Source organism: Nostoc sp. MS1 (assembly GCF_019976755.1).
Classification (GTDB): Bacteria; Cyanobacteriota; Cyanobacteriia; order Cyanobacteriales; family Nostocaceae; genus Trichormus.
In genome coordinates, this window is sequence record NZ_AP023441.1 from 5,944,133 (window position 1) to 5,958,779 (window position 14,647).

Annotated in this window: 13 protein-coding genes; 3 read left to right on the plus strand and 10 right to left on the minus strand. The window is 41.6% G+C overall.

What is annotated here, in order from left to right; translation table 11 throughout:
* Window positions 1–60 precede the first annotated feature (60 nt).
* Window positions 61–1,023 (minus strand): adenosylcobinamide-phosphate synthase CbiB, encoded by a 963-nt coding sequence (gene cbiB, locus NSMS1_RS25585; protein WP_224087482.1) that lies wholly within the window; start codon window positions 1,021–1,023, stop codon window positions 61–63.
* Between the two features lie 69 nt (window positions 1,024–1,092).
* Window positions 1,093–1,536, minus strand: a complete 444-nt coding sequence (locus NSMS1_RS25590) for an Rrf2 family transcriptional regulator (protein WP_224087483.1) — start codon at window positions 1,534–1,536, stop codon at window positions 1,093–1,095.
* 385 nt (window positions 1,537–1,921) lie between these two features.
* Between NSMS1_RS25590 and NSMS1_RS25595 the strand changes: the two genes are divergently transcribed.
* Window positions 1,922–2,335, plus strand: coding sequence for an AbrB family transcriptional regulator (locus NSMS1_RS25595; protein WP_224087484.1), 414 nt, complete (start codon window positions 1,922–1,924; stop codon window positions 2,333–2,335).
* 99 nt (window positions 2,336–2,434) lie between these two features.
* On the opposite strand, the gene NSMS1_RS25600 is transcribed toward NSMS1_RS25595, so the two are convergent.
* A complete protein-coding gene (locus NSMS1_RS25600; RefSeq protein WP_224087485.1) occupies window positions 2,435–4,306 on the minus strand; it encodes a chloride channel protein in 1,872 nt (623 codons plus the stop codon).
* 575 nt (window positions 4,307–4,881) lie between these two features.
* On the opposite strand from NSMS1_RS25600, the gene NSMS1_RS25605 reads away from it, so the two are divergent.
* The gene (locus tag NSMS1_RS25605; protein ID WP_224087486.1) at window positions 4,882–5,244 is read left to right on the plus strand and encodes a hypothetical protein; all 363 of its coding nucleotides are present in this window, start codon (window positions 4,882–4,884) and stop codon (window positions 5,242–5,244) included.
* 140 nt (window positions 5,245–5,384) lie between these two features.
* On the opposite strand, the gene NSMS1_RS25610 is transcribed toward NSMS1_RS25605, so the two are convergent.
* From NSMS1_RS25610 to accD, 5 genes are all read right to left on the minus strand, one after another.
* Window positions 5,385–7,004 (minus strand): ArnT family glycosyltransferase, encoded by a 1,620-nt coding sequence (locus NSMS1_RS25610; protein WP_224087487.1) that lies wholly within the window; start codon window positions 7,002–7,004, stop codon window positions 5,385–5,387.
* 389 nt (window positions 7,005–7,393) lie between these two features.
* Window positions 7,394–8,686 carry a recombinase family protein gene (locus NSMS1_RS25615; RefSeq protein WP_224087488.1) on the minus strand — a complete coding sequence of 431 codons (1,293 nt, stop codon included), beginning with the start codon at window positions 8,684–8,686 and terminating at the stop codon, window positions 7,394–7,396.
* 114 nt (window positions 8,687–8,800) lie between these two features.
* A complete protein-coding gene (locus tag NSMS1_RS25620) occupies window positions 8,801–9,160 on the minus strand; it encodes a VOC family protein (protein ID WP_224087489.1) in 360 nt (119 codons plus the stop codon).
* A gap of 176 nt (window positions 9,161–9,336) precedes the next feature.
* Entirely contained in the window at window positions 9,337–10,578 is a 1,242-nt protein-coding gene (argJ, locus tag NSMS1_RS25625) for a bifunctional ornithine acetyltransferase/N-acetylglutamate synthase (RefSeq protein WP_224087490.1), read from the minus strand.
* 560 nt (window positions 10,579–11,138) lie between these two features.
* Window positions 11,139–12,092 (minus strand): acetyl-CoA carboxylase, carboxyltransferase subunit beta, encoded by a 954-nt coding sequence (gene accD, locus NSMS1_RS25630; protein WP_224087491.1) that lies wholly within the window; start codon window positions 12,090–12,092, stop codon window positions 11,139–11,141.
* Between the two features lie 729 nt (window positions 12,093–12,821).
* Between accD and NSMS1_RS25635 the strand changes: the two genes are divergently transcribed.
* Entirely contained in the window at window positions 12,822–13,385 is a 564-nt protein-coding gene (locus NSMS1_RS25635; RefSeq protein ID WP_224087492.1) for a Uma2 family endonuclease, read from the plus strand.
* Window positions 13,386–13,414: 29 nt separating this feature from the next.
* On the opposite strand, the gene NSMS1_RS25640 is transcribed toward NSMS1_RS25635, so the two are convergent.
* Both NSMS1_RS25640 and NSMS1_RS25645 read right to left on the minus strand, forming a co-directional pair.
* Window positions 13,415–14,224: a prepilin peptidase gene (locus tag NSMS1_RS25640; protein WP_224087493.1), complete on the minus strand. Its 810-nt coding sequence runs from the start codon at window positions 14,222–14,224 to the stop codon at window positions 13,415–13,417.
* Between the two features lie 108 nt (window positions 14,225–14,332).
* Entirely contained in the window at window positions 14,333–14,599 is a 267-nt protein-coding gene (locus NSMS1_RS25645; RefSeq protein ID WP_224087494.1) for a hypothetical protein, read from the minus strand.
* Window positions 14,600–14,647: the final 48 nt, after the last annotated feature.

The following is a 14,647-nucleotide window of genomic DNA, read 5'->3' on the forward strand; positions in this document are numbered from 1 at the left end:
GGGGCAGTTGACAATTGACAATTGACAGTTGACAGTTAACTGATGACTGATAACTGATATTTAGAGTAGCAGCAGTAGTGCGATCGCCACCCCTAGCCAGAGTAAAAAGCAATATCTAGTTAGTTGTAATGCTGTTTGAATGTGACTTGAGGTGATGGGAGAAAGGCGATCGCCCAAGAGAGGTTTTTCCTTGGCTACACCACGATACCAATTTGTACCCCCCATCTGTACACCCAAAATTGCTGCATAGGCGCACTCACTCCAGCCAGAGTTAGGGCTGGGATCTTTTACTGCATCCCGGCGACAAATGCGCCACACATCTCCAGGTTTGCCCGATAATATTCCTAAAGTTATGACTGTGAGACGGCAAGGCAACCAAGTTAAGTAATCTTCTAGCCGCGCACTGAACCATCCTAAATATGTATAGGGTGCTTCTTTATAACCTACCATTGAATCCAAAGTACTGCTAGCTTTATAAGCCAAAGCCAAAGGAACTGCCCCAACATAGGGAATGCACGTACCAATTAAGGCGTAAAATAATGGAGCCATCACTCCATCAGTGGCATTTTCCGTAACTGTTTCTAAAACTGCTCGTAAAATTTCTGATTCTGGAAGGTTATCTGTATCTCTCCCAACATAGTTATTCAAAGTTTGTCTAGCTGCTACTAAATCTCCTGTTAACAAAGGTTGTAAAACATCAATAGCAGCGTTGCGTAAACTTCTCAAAGCAAAACAGCTGGCTAACATCATACTTTCTACAACAATAGCCAAAACAGGATTGAGCCATCTTGTAACTTGAATAATTAACCAACCTATCCCACCACTACCAATAATCAAAACTGTTGCTAAAACAATTCCAGCTAGCCGTTGTGTTAGAGATTTTTGACATATTTGGAGAAAAAATTTGCTCAACCGTGAAATCACCCAGCCCATAAATTGCACGGGATGAGGCCAACCCCAAGGATCACCTATTAAGTAATCTAGAAATGCAGCAATGATTAATATATAGATGTTATTTGTCATTGGTCATTGGTTATTGGTCAACAGTCAACCTTTACTCATAACTATGGACTATGGACTAATGACTAATAACTAAACTACAAAATTCGCTTCTTCTCCCAAGGAAGCTTGCCAGCTACGAGCATCGTAATACAAATCTGCCAGAGTAATACTGTCTAAAGCTTCTTTTAGTTTCTGGTTGAGTCTTTGCCAAAGACTAAAAGTTACCCAATCTTCTGTTTGTCCTGGGGTGGGGGTATGGTTGGGTAAATTAGTTAGGTTTTCACCAACTGCCTCTAAAATTTGCCCTATAGATATTTTTCCTGGTTCTCGTGCTAGTTGATAGCCACCAACGCTACCCCGAATTGATTTTACTAGTCCAGCACGGCGCATTTCTATTAGTAATTTCTCCAGATAGGGGGCAGGAATATCTTGACGTTTAGCGATCGCTTTTACAGATGCAGGGCCATAACTTGGCTGTAAACTCAAGTCCAGCAAAGCTTTGACACTATAATGTCCTCTAGTTGTTAGTTTCATTAGTTATTAGTCCATAGTCAATAGTCCATAGTTTTATAGGTAAGAAGATTTGACTGTTGACTGTTGACTGTTGACTATGGATCAGTTTTACTTATCATTTTTCTCCTCAATGATCAAGCTGTCTTAGTAGACAAGTTTTTCCTTTGGTTTAGAAAACTTAAATAAATATAGTTTAGCAGTGTTTCATTAACTATATATAGTTATTAAGATTATCAAAATTAAATTGTGTGGTAAATATTGGTAATCAGGTAACACTTTAGCCGATGATGTAATATACTTGGCTAGGGCTGAGATAAAAACTAAAGGATACTGTTCCTATTAGCTCAAGGTCAGCTAAAATAAAATCGATTCAACTACTTAAACCACTGATTTCTGCCATAAGTTGATGCCTAAACAGAAAAAGATTGAACCCCTAGTCGGTGAAGAACTGCTCAAAAAAGTTAAAGAACTTGAGAGCCTGAGCAAAGAAGAAAAAGCTAAACAGTGTGGCTACTATACCGTTACCAAAAATGGTATAGAGCGTGTCAATATGATGAAATTCTTAAATGCCCTAATTGATGCAGAGGGCATTCAGTTAGACACCTCTCCTAACGCCAATGGTCGTGGAGGAAGAAGTGCTAGCTATAGAATTAGTGTGCAGTCGAACGGTAATTTATTGATTGGTTCGGCTTACACAACACAGATGAACCTCAAACCAGGAGACCAGTTCGTTATTACTTTAGGGAAAAAACACATTCGTCTTCGCCAAGTAGATGAAGAAGAAAAAGAAGCTTTAGACCTGGCTGAGGCTACAGCATAATTGGTTAGTCAATAGTCAATAGTCAACAGTCAATAGGTAACAGCAGTTCATAATTTACTTATGACTATGGGCTATGGACTATGGACTAATGACTAATGACTAATTAACTAACTGAGAAAGTGTTTGACGTGTAACGGCTAAACTGCATGTTAATGCAATTTGCTCCCTATCTAGCAAGCCGAGAATCTGGTCATGGTTGTCTCGTGCTACTACGGGTAACTGATACAAGCCTCTAACTTCCATGCGGTCTACAGCTTCAGATAAAGGTTCATCTGGCCAAGCATAGAGGATTTCTTTTGTACAGACATCAATGATAGTTTGACTGGTTAAATTACCAGGAATTTCGCTAGAGAGATTCGGGTAGTTTTGCCATAGAGAAAGATTACGATTGAGGTCTTCTAGAGAGAGAATCCCGACTAGTTTTTCTGCATCATCTATAACTAAAGCACTGCGAGTGCGATCGCCTAACATTTCCTTAGCAGCTTCTACAATGTCCATAGTTGCAGGTAGCTTTTTGGGGCAAGCAAGCATCGCATCCTCTACTAAAACTTGCTGCAAAATTTCTAATTTTTGGTCTTTCGGAATAGAAAGACCAATTTGCTGTAGGTTGGTATTAGAGTTAGTCACGGGTTTCATCCTTTCTACTAACCAAACACTTAAACCCACGGCTGCCATTAGAGGTAAAACGATGCGATAGTCGCGGGTGAGTTCAAACAGCATTAAAATTGAAGTTAACGGCGCTCTGACACTCCCAGCTAATACAGCTGCCATCCCCACCATTGCGTAAGCCGGAGGTGCTGCCATATATTCACTAATTCCTGGGGCGATGAGCATGAGAATTTTGGCATAAGCTGAACCTAAAGAAGCACCCAAAAACATCGCTGGCGCAAATAAACCCCCCACAAAACCGCTACCAGAACTAATTGCTGTCATCAGCAGTTTGAGAACTAATAATATTAGAAGTAAATCTAGAGAAAATTTCACATCTTGCAGCATTGCTTGCACAGTGCCATATCCAATACCCAAAATTTGTGGGAATTGTAAAGCAACTATACCGATAATTACACCACCGATAATAGGGTGAATTGGTTGGGGAATTTTCCCTAAAAAGTTAAACCCAGGAACTTCACCAGCAAAACAAGCTTTTGCCCAGTTAATTGATTGTTTATAAGCCAGAGAAACTACACTTGCACTTAACCCCAAACCCAGGTAAAGAGGTAATTCTAGAGGGCTACGGACTTGGTAAACAGGTAAAGCAAAAGCAGGTTGTGCGCCTAAACCGATTTGGGCGATTAAAGCTGCTACTACCGCCGCTAACAGCACTACACTAACAGCCGAAGTCGCAAAAGATGTTGCCCCCATTACTACTTCTAAAGCAAAAAACACCCCAGCGATCGGTGCGTTAAATCCTGCCGCCAAACCAGCCGCCGCACCCGCACCCAAAAGTAAACGCTGCCGATCTTGGGAGACTTGTAATATTAAGGACAATAACATCCCAAAATTAGCGCCAATTTCCACACTCGGCCCCTCTGGTCCTAAAGAAGCACCGCTACCCAAAGAAACAGAAGCGGCTAACATTTTGGTGACAGGGCGTAATTGCCCCTTAATTTCTCCTCCCTCGGAAGCGGCAATGAGAGAAGATAGCCCAGGGCCAAAGTCTTGAGTGCGCCAACGCATCAAGCCTACTATCAAGCCCCCTAACGTGGGAACCAGCGCTAACGTCCAAGCCCCCCAAACACCAATCGCACCCATCAAATTTTCTAGCATGAGGTGGTGAATTAACTCAATCAAATAGTGAAAAGTCACCACCCCCATACCAGTGCCACCGCCAATGAGTACGGCTAAAAACAATACTGTAGTTTCTGGGGAAAGTTGAAAACGGTTAACTAGATGTGTAAGACGGGCGGAAGGTGTAGGGAAAACAGGTGGTTCCGTTACCTTCCTCAACTCGGTGGGAGGCAGTAGAGTCATTGAAAGGGGGGGTAAATGTAAGAAAAAATGTAAATTTTTATTTGTTATTTCTCATTGTGAGACATTATTTATCAACCAGACAAGTAAATTTAGTAAACCAAATTTACAATCTGTAGCCAAAAAAATTTTGCTATACCAAATTTTTCTAGCGATAATGGTTAAATGAGAGAAAGTTGATCAGCAATGGACAAGGTTAAGGATAGAAGTGCAATATTTTTATTTAGCGCAGGCTAAACGCCTTGCCACTGCAAACAGTACTTAGTACTCTAAGAGGGCTTAACGCCCTACTCGGCTAACACAATTTTTTCAGTCACTAATTTTTTGCTGTTAATGGCAAGAGTATAGTATCTAAGCATTGACTCAATAGGCTACAAATCAACAATAAACAAGAGACATCTTTGCTTAAATCTAGCTATACTCGTGGTGTTGCAACCATTAAGTCATCCTTGGTAGAAGTACATCTGTATGATGAAAAGTAACTTTTAGCCTACAGTGGCATATCTACTAAGTATTACTGGGGAAGTGAATATGGGTATCCTTAATAGAGCGAGTAAATGGACTAGCGGACGAGGTAGATGAATACACACACCTTTGATAATTATTATGTTACTTGCCCCATTTGCCAAAAGTATGCTAAGGCAAAACAGATTAAAAGTTATATAGGTTTATATACTTGTCCTTATTGTCAAGAACGATTAGTAGTGTGTCAAAGCGGACATTACGTTCGTGATCCTTTTACATTGAACCAGATAATGATCTGTTCATCACTGCGTCGTCAAAGCAGCCCTATATCTAGAATTATAAGAGATTTTATCCTTTTTAAACGTCCTTTGTTAGCTTTAATAGTTGGCAGTGCTATTTTCTTCGGCATGATATCTGTCACGCAACAAAAGACAAGTTATAATCAGCAGCCACCGGGGACGGAGGAGGTTAGGTAGGGGAGAGGGGGGAAATGAGGGAGAGGAGGGAGATGAGGGAGAGAAGCTTACTCAGCACTTTCCTCACTCAGCACGCGCTAAAAGCGCCGCTACCGCTAACAGCACTCAGCACTCTCTACTCATCACTCTCTTCACTCCTTTTACAACCGATTAGTTTCTTTGGTAATTAATACCCAGTCTTCTGCTTTGGCGAGTGGTTTGATGGAGTCTAATTGCAGGCGTTTTAAGTCGGCGGTGTTGATGAGTAAGTATGGCTGTCTGTCGTAGCGCCAACGATATTGCAATTCTTGAGTGGAAACGGGAATGATATGGCGATCGCTATAAAAGTCCAATGAGGGGCGATGATAGGGAAATGATGTGTAAACTTGCTTTACGGGTGGGTTTACTTGCTGTATCATCCCAGCTACGGGTTTGACTGGGTAGGCTTGCCAGATTTCCCAAACCCAATAGTTAGATTTCATCAACAATAACAACGAAATATAACTTCCCCAAAACAATATCTTGAGGAATTGTCCATCGCCTCGTTCTGCTAAAATTGCGCCCATAATCATCGTTAACGCTATGGCGGCAAAAATTAATTGTAAGTCTGTTTTTGAGGCTATACCCCAACTAAAGTGAATGCTGAGAGCGGAAGCAACTACAGCCAGCATTGATAACCCGGCTACCCAACCACGGGGATAAGATGATAGTAAAGGTAAGTTTTCTATCTCTGCTAATTGTGCGCCGAAAGCTAAGGCAAGGCTGGGGTAAATGGGAAAGATATAGCAAGCGAGTTTAGCACTCATTAAAGAAATCAGAATTAGGTAAACTCCACTCCATACAAGTATGAGCCTTGCCCAGCTAAGATTACGATTTTCCCATAGTAACTTGGCAGTTTGGGGTAAGAAGATTAACCAAGGCCAAGTCCACTTGAAGAGTTCGAGGAGATAAAACCAAGGTGGTTGAGTATCCTTGCTGCTAAGTATGCCGATTTGTTCTTGAAATGGAATGAGTAAACCGTTGTAAGCAAAATCAGCACCGTAATGTAGTAGTTGTGCGCCATACCAACCAGTTACAGGCAATAATCCAATGGCGATCGCTATCCATAGATAATAACTATTAAGTAATCTTGGTGTATCCCAAAATAAAAATACTAAGACAACTACACCTAACAACAAACCTGATAATCCTTGAGTCAGGCAAATCAACCCCAAACTCAAACCAATACCCAGACAGTAGCGTAAATCTCGCCGCGATCGCAACACACACAGCATCATCACCAACAAGAAACTCACCACCGCCCCATCTAACATTGCCAACCGTCCATAACGGACTACGGGAAGCATTGTTAGATAGATTAAGGCACTATAAATTGCTGCCCAGCGTTGCCTAAATAATTCTCTACCAAGACAATACAGTAATGGTACGGAAAAAGCAGTTAAAATTGCTCCTGGTAAACGTGTCGTCCATTCATTCACACCCCCTAAAGAGTAAGCCCAGGCAATGAGGATGTGCATCAGAGGCGGTGTGTGATAATAAGCTTCCCCTCTTAGGGTAGGATAAAGCCAACGTAGAGAATCAAAAGATTCTCGCGCTATCTCCTTAGCAATTTGGGCGACAGTTCCCTCATTCCAATCTTGTAGGGGTAATCCTCCTAGATTAACGCTAAACAGTAGTAATGCTGCAATCAGCAACACCACTAGCCATAAGCCATCAATCCATTTGTCAACTGCACGGTGCTGTCTTTCTAGATGACCCCAAATAAAGCTTCCTTCCTGCATATTCTATGATAATCATTTTACTTGCTGGTTTGATTACATAGAGATTAAAGTGAATCTCTAATGTTGCCACCCAGTAACAACTTGTTTACTGTGTTGTACTTGTCAGTTATTCTTGGTTTTGTTTCATACCTTTGCTACTGACAACAGATTACAGACCACTAACTAAACCTCTATCCTCTTAGGGGATGAGATTTCTATTCCATAATTACTAAGTTCCCAGGTTAGCTTAATTTTCTCTTTCCAGCGATAATTTTTTAGGGAAATTTTCTAAAATTTGCTGCAATTTTTTCAATAATTGTAGCTAGATAAATAATGATACAAACTTTTGGTAAAGATAGAAACTAAAAGAAGGGAGCAGGGGAGAATAACTATGGACTAATGACTAATGACTAAAAAATAAAAACTACTTGTAAATCCCAACGTTGATCTTGACGTATAATTTCAATCTGCTTAATAAATTCTCGAAAGTAAAATCTGCGTTCGGATTCTGATAAATCTAACCAAAATTGAGGAAGAGAAACTGCCTGTGCAACAGATAATAAATTGACTGGCGGAAGCGTTGCTAATTTTGCTTGTAGTGTAGAAATTTCTGTACGGAGTTTGTAAGTTCTTAACTTGGCTGTTTGGGTATCTAAAACACCAGTTTCTACTAAATTTGGTATCTGTTGTAGTATCTGTTGCTGATGGGCGATCGCTTCTTTTAAACTATTCTTAACTGTATCTAATTGGGGAAAATTTATCCCTGCTACTGCCAAAGGTAAATCGTTGCAAACCTTGGCAATTGTACATTCTAAAATTTCTTGATAAGCAATAGCTTTACACTTAGGACTTTGCGGACAGTTAATCGGACGTAAGTAAAGATACTCTTTATCTTGATGACGTTGAGTAACACGGGTAACTGTCATGTGTGACTGACACTGCTGACAAACCACTAAACCAGCTAAGGAACGTGGCGCACTGGCGCTGCGAGAGGGTAAGCGGCTATTACGGCGTAAGAGTCTATCAACTTGGGCAGCTTCTTCTCTAGAAATGATGGGAGTGTGGGTATCAGAAATAATTTCCTGATTTTGATAAGCAGTATCACCACGATAAACAGGATTAGTTAACCAACGCTTACCAGTTGTAACAGATATTTTCTTACCATATTTTTTAGCTAAGTAACGGACTGCACCCCGCAGAGAACTATAAAGTAAGAAGTTGTCAAAAAAATCTTTAACTACTGGAGCCGTACTGCGATCAAGGATATATTTATCCTTACCTCTGCGATAGCCATAAGGTGCTTTACCAGGAGGCGGCGCAGCATCAAGACGATTACGGGCGTGTCCTTGACGGATGCGGCGGCTACGTTGTTGACGTTGAATTTCTTGTAATAACTTCAGCAAATCAGCACGTAGATAAGAAGTTTCTGAGTTGTAACCTTGTTGAGTAGCAATGATTTCTACACCCATAGCTTCTAATTGATTAAGGCGATCGCTAACTTCTTCTAAATCATCCCCCAATTCTTCCAAACGTCGTACAATCAAGAAATTACAAGATTGGGACTGACAATCAATAAATAATTGTTGTAATTGCGATCGCGCTCCCAAATCCTCATACACCCGTTCCACCTCCCACTCCCAATTAGTTTGTATGGGAGAAGCATCAAGTAGCGGATCAGTGTAAGTGTAGGCAATTATTTTCATTAGTCATTGGTCATTAGTCATTAGTCATTAGTCATTAGTCCATAGTAACTCTCCCTCATCTCCCGGTTGGTGAGCGTAGTCGAACCACATCTCCCTCATCTCCCCTCACTCCCCTCACTGCTGACTCAACTCGATAATATTCCCATCAGGGTCTTGTGTAAACAAAGCTGGGCGACCGGAGGCGCTGGGTTGAATGGGATAATTTTGACTGAGTAACTCTTGCTTGGCTGCTTCTAAGTCGGCGACAGAAAAAGCAACATGGGGGTTGCGTCCCCATTTATCGTTGGGGTTGTCGGTGGGTACATCTGACGCAACTATGAGATGAATTTGATAGTTACCCACTTGATACCATGCACCTGGATATTTTAATGAACGGTCGATTTTGGATAATCCCAATACTTGACCGTAAAAATGTTCAGACTTTTCCAAATTTGTGACGAGAATGGCTGTATGGAGACTTTGGGTAATCTGCATTATTGTAATAGGCGATCGCTTTTACTTCCTCATTAAGTTTACCTGAGTTGAAAAAGAGAGTGCTGAGTAATTTTGAATTTTGCGTTCGCGGTAGCGTGTCGCAGACAAAAGTTTTGTAGGCGGGTTTCCCGCCGTAGGAAACTTTTCAAGACGAATTTTGAATTTTGAATTGATTACTAAGTCGTATACTCAGCATTAATCTTCACATAGTCATAACTTAAATCGCATCCCCAAGCTTTACCAGTGGCGTGACCATTACCGATGTTGACGGAAATTAACACGGTATCTTGTTGAAGATAAGCACCTGCGGCGGCTTGTTTTAAATATGCGCTGGCGGCTGCGCGGTCAAAGGGGAGGGGTTGGCCATTTTCTAATAGTAAAAAGCCGCCTAGCTTGATTTGCAAATTCTCTTGCTCGAAGACAACGCCTGCACGCCCGGCGGCGGCGGCGATGCGCCCCCAATTGGGATCACGACCAAAGATTGCAGACTTAACTAATGATGAACCTGCGATAGTTTTGGCGATTTGTCTAGCTGCTTGTTCATCATGTGCGCCTGTAACTTGCACTTCTACTAAACAGGTTGCACCTTCACCATCACGCGCGATCGCTTTGGCTAAATGCTGGCATACTGCTGTTAGCATGGCTTCTAATTTTTCCGACTCTACACCAATATCAGTAATTGCTGGAGTGCGAGATTGACCGTTGGCTAGGGCAATTAAACTGTCGTTAGTGCTGGTATCCCCATCTACAGTGATGGAGTTAAAGCTTCTATCTGCTGCCCTGGTTAACATTTGTTGCCAAAGATGGGGGGAAACTGCCGCATCACAGGTTACAAAAGCCAGCATCGTTGCCATGTTAGGGTGAATCATTCCTGAACCTTTAGCGATACCACCAATGCGGACTGGACGTTCACCTATAGTTGTTTCTAGAGCAATGGATTTTGTGACTAAATCTGTGGTGATAATTGCCCCTGCTGCGGCATCGGAACCTGTGGGTGAAAGGGATGCTACTACTTGAGGAATGCCATTACGTAAAGCATCCATTTTAATTCGTTGACCAATTACGCCAGTGGAAGCCAATAGAATTAATTCGGGGGAAATATTTAGCTCTTTTGCTAATAACTCGGCGCTTTCTTGAGCATCCTTAATACCTTGGATACCTGTAGCAGCGTTGGCTTGTCCGGCGTTGCAGAGAATGGCACGGGCGATTTGCTTGGCTTGTAAACGTTGACGACAGTAATCTACACAAGCTGCTTTTACATGACTAGTTGTAAATACACCAGATGCGATCGCTTCTACATCTGACACAATCAACGCTAAATCTGGCAACCCCGAAGGTTTTAGCCCGGCTGTAATTCCTGCCGCCTGATAACCTTTTGGTGCTGTCACGCCTCCGCTCACTTCTTGCCAGTCTGCCATCTTCTTTTCACCCATACAACTAAGATTAGCTGACTGGCGATTATATCAATTCGTCATCCGTAATTTGTAATTCGTAATTGGTACTTTGCAATTTGTAATTCATGAGAGTGAAACATTGCCCTCTTGTCAATCAAAAAAGGAGAGCCACTTGGGCAGCTCTCCAGATCATCAGGGTGCATCTACTTAGCACAGTATACCATTTTTGCTATGAGGAGTAACACCCATCATTTATTTTTTGTATAAAGATTATTAAGAAATTTCACGGGTAGTATTGAATTTAGAAAATTATACTAAGCTCCCTAAGATGCAATGAGAATAGCTAATAAATGCCGTTTTTAACCAGATATTGAAACTCATAACCCATGTTTCTTATGTCAAGCTTAAAAAACCTACATCTGTCAGAGGCTAGTAACTGACGGGTGTAGGTTTTAGACAAGGTGTAAGTATTTAGTACCAACAATCACAAAATAAAATAAGCTATGAATTTTGAATTGGTATTAGGGGGGAGATAGGGAAGAATATCTTGCTACCTTGTCTTCCTTGTCTCCCTCATCCTTCATTTATTCAGCAGCTGTGGAACTAAGACTCATCGTCGTCTCCCACAGCACCATAGGAGGGGTTGTAGGTACAGGCTGATGTAGAGCTATTAGTTGAGCTAAGGTGGTCTTTAATTGGGTACGGGGTACAATGTCATCGACAAAGCCGTGCTTGAGCAAGTCTTCTGCCGATTGGAAGTCTTCTGGCAGTTTTTCTCGTAGGGTTTGCTCAATTACGCGCCGACCAGCAAAACCAATGGTGGCTTTTGGTTCTGCTATGATGATGTCTCCCAACATGGCAAAGCTGGCAGTTACGCCGCCTGTTGTGGGATTGGTCAATACAGGGATATAAAGTAATCGAGCATCGCGGTGACGTTCTAACGCGGCAGAAATTTTCGCCATCTGCATCAGAGAAAGCATACCTTCCTGCATTCTGGCTCCGCCGGAGGTGCAGACAATGACTACTGGATAACGGCGTTGGGTGGCTTGTTCAATGAGGCGGGTGATTTTTTCGCCTACGACTGAACCCATACTACCGCCCATAAAGCGGAAATCCATGACAGCCAAGGCAATGGGTAAGCCGTTGATTTGTCCTAAACCAGTTTTTACAGCATCTAATAAACCAAGTTTATCTTCCATTTCCCGCAGGCGATCGCTATAGGCTTTGCGATCGCGGAACTGCAAAGGATCGGTAGCCCGGAGATTTTCATCCATCGGCCTCCAAGTATTTGGGTCTGTCAATTGGCGGATGCGCTCATCACTATCTACCCGATTATGATGTCCACATTCGACACAAACCATTTGATTGGCTCGTAGGTCTTTTGTATAGGTTAATACGCCACATTTAGGACACTTATGCCACAACCCATCAGCAATTTCACGTTCTTGGCGTTCGGGGTTGGTTGCTCCAGCTTTACGTCGGTTTGCAAACCAATCAAATAGAGACTTTAAACCGCGTGATTCTTCGTTGTTTGCCATTTTTATCTTATTCAAGTGGAAGGTCGAAAACAAGTCAAATCGTTTTGGGAAGTTAATCATCAGGTGTTATTGATCACTAACTTTTTTTCCCTAGACTGTTGACTACATCGTCAAAATACGCTTATAAGCAATTTAGACCTTAAGTTTGCATCTTTAGTTGCCAGCCTAACTAAAATATTGATACCAATACAAGTCTCTAGTTCATCACACTTGTAAATGTATTGGTAAAATTTGACTGATAGCAATATAAACCCTTCAACAAGACGCTTTTTCCCAACCCCAGTTTTAATTTTTGCTCCAATGTAAAAGTTTGTTTTGCTAGTTGATGAGCAATCAGCATCCTAGTACATTAGTTGCACTAACTAACAGGTACTTTTGTAGGACTTCAGTTAGAAGACGAAAAATCAAAAATTTGGGCAAGGATTTTAGGTGTAATTCTTATACTTTCCCAAAACCAAGAATTTCCGCAGCGTTAGTCCTATATCGTTAAGGGGGTGATCCAAGTCACAGGCTAATATTATCAAACCGTCAAGTGCCTATGGGGTAATGAAAGTTACAGTTGTAGGGAATAGGTTGTTAACTGTTGACAGTTGGCTGTTAAGGGTTAACTGTCAACAAATGTAAGGAATTTTTATGTGATTTATAAGCATAATAGCTGATTAATTTACTCCTGATAAACTTTTAACTATAGGTAAATGATGTGAGCAAACAAGGCACGAGGAAGGTTTGATGGAAACTATTGTGCTGAATTTAAAAGCGATCGCTCATTTAACCGATGAGCAATTTTATCAGTTATGTGTTGCTAATCATGATTTAAGCCTAGAAATGAGTGCAGCCGGGGAGTTAATTATTGTGCCACCAGTAGGAGGAGAAAGCGGAAATCAAGAGGCTGAACTCATCACCGATTTAGAAATTTGGAATCGTCAAACTAAATTAGGCAAGGTTTTTAGTTCTTCCACTATTTTTATCCTCCCCAATGGTGCAAAGCGATCGCCTGATGCAGCTTGGGTAAAATTAAAACGATGGGAAGCGTTGACACCAGAACAACGTCAAAAATTTCCGCCACTTGTACCAGATTTTCTGATTGAACTGCGTTCGGCGACAAACAGGTTGACAAATATTCAACAGAAGATGCAGGAATATACAGAAAATGGTCTACGCTTGGGTTGGTTGATGAATCTTCAAGATGCCCAAGTAGAAATTTATCGATTAGGCAAGGCTGTAGAAGTTATACAAATACCCGCTATTCTTTCTGGGGAAGATGTATTACCTGGATTTGAGTTGCAGGTGTAGAAACGCCAGTTAACGGATGAAGCCTTCTGCTAAAAAAATAACCCTAAATAAGCAGATAAGATGGGCTTGCCACCAAATAGTGTGATAAACGCTCCTAAAGCTAAGAAGGGGCCGAAGGGGATTTTTTGCCCCCATTTGCGTTTTGATAGCATGATGGCACTAATACCTACTAATGCGCCTAATGAACAGGCGATAAACCCAGCCAGAAGCAAGTAGCGCCAACCTAACCACGCGCCCATCATGGCGGCGAGTTTGGCATCTCCTGCACCCATTGCTTCTTTTTGTAGGAAAATACCTAAAAGAGCGATCGCATCAAATAACCATAAGCCTAATACTGCCCCAACTATCCCCATCATGAGATGTCTAGCTATTGCTGACACGCTACCTTCGTTGATATATCCCACAACTATTTGATAAACCAACCCTAATACCAACCCCGACTTAGTTAAGGGGCTAGGTAGGGTCATAGTATCCAGGTCAATCAGGGATAATGCTAATAACCAGCTACAAAATGTCCAATAACCTATGGTAATGATTGAAACATTAAATATAAAAAATATGAGGAGAAAAATTAGCCCTGTTGCGGCTTCCACCACAGGGTAACGCGGAGAAATCTGACTTTTACAAAAACGGCATCGTCCCTTTAACCATATCCAACCGAAAACCGGCACATTATCATAGGCTTTGAGTTGGTTTAAACAGTGAGGACAACGAGAAGGCGGCCACAAAACCGATAGGCCAGCCGGTAATCGATAAACTACCACATTAATAAAGCTGCCAATAGATGCACCCAAGGCGAAAACAATCATACTCGCCAGGGTAACTATCAAAGTATCCATATGTCATTTGTCTTAAGTCCTGAGTCATTTGTCGTCCATCTTTTGGCAAATGTCGAGTGTCAATTCATACTCGCTCTTGACTAATGACCAATGACCAATGACCAATGACTAATACATATAAGATTCAATTTGACTCAATGGCACAAAGCATTCTTGTGGTAAGAGTACTGGTTGATCTGTAAAAATTACTTTACCTCGATGAGTTACGCGGTTAATTGCTACACCAGAAGGCTGTCCAGCGATTTCTGGATGTACCTCACAGTGGGTATAGTAAATTTGTCCCGCAGCTCTGATGATGGCTGGGTCAATCAAAGGGGACTGGCTCTTTGGGGTAGTGGAGTTAACTTTTCCTTGTCCTTGTTTTAAAGCGTACACTATGCTGTTATGTGATTGCTAGATTTTGGTAACAGTTTAGCCGAAACT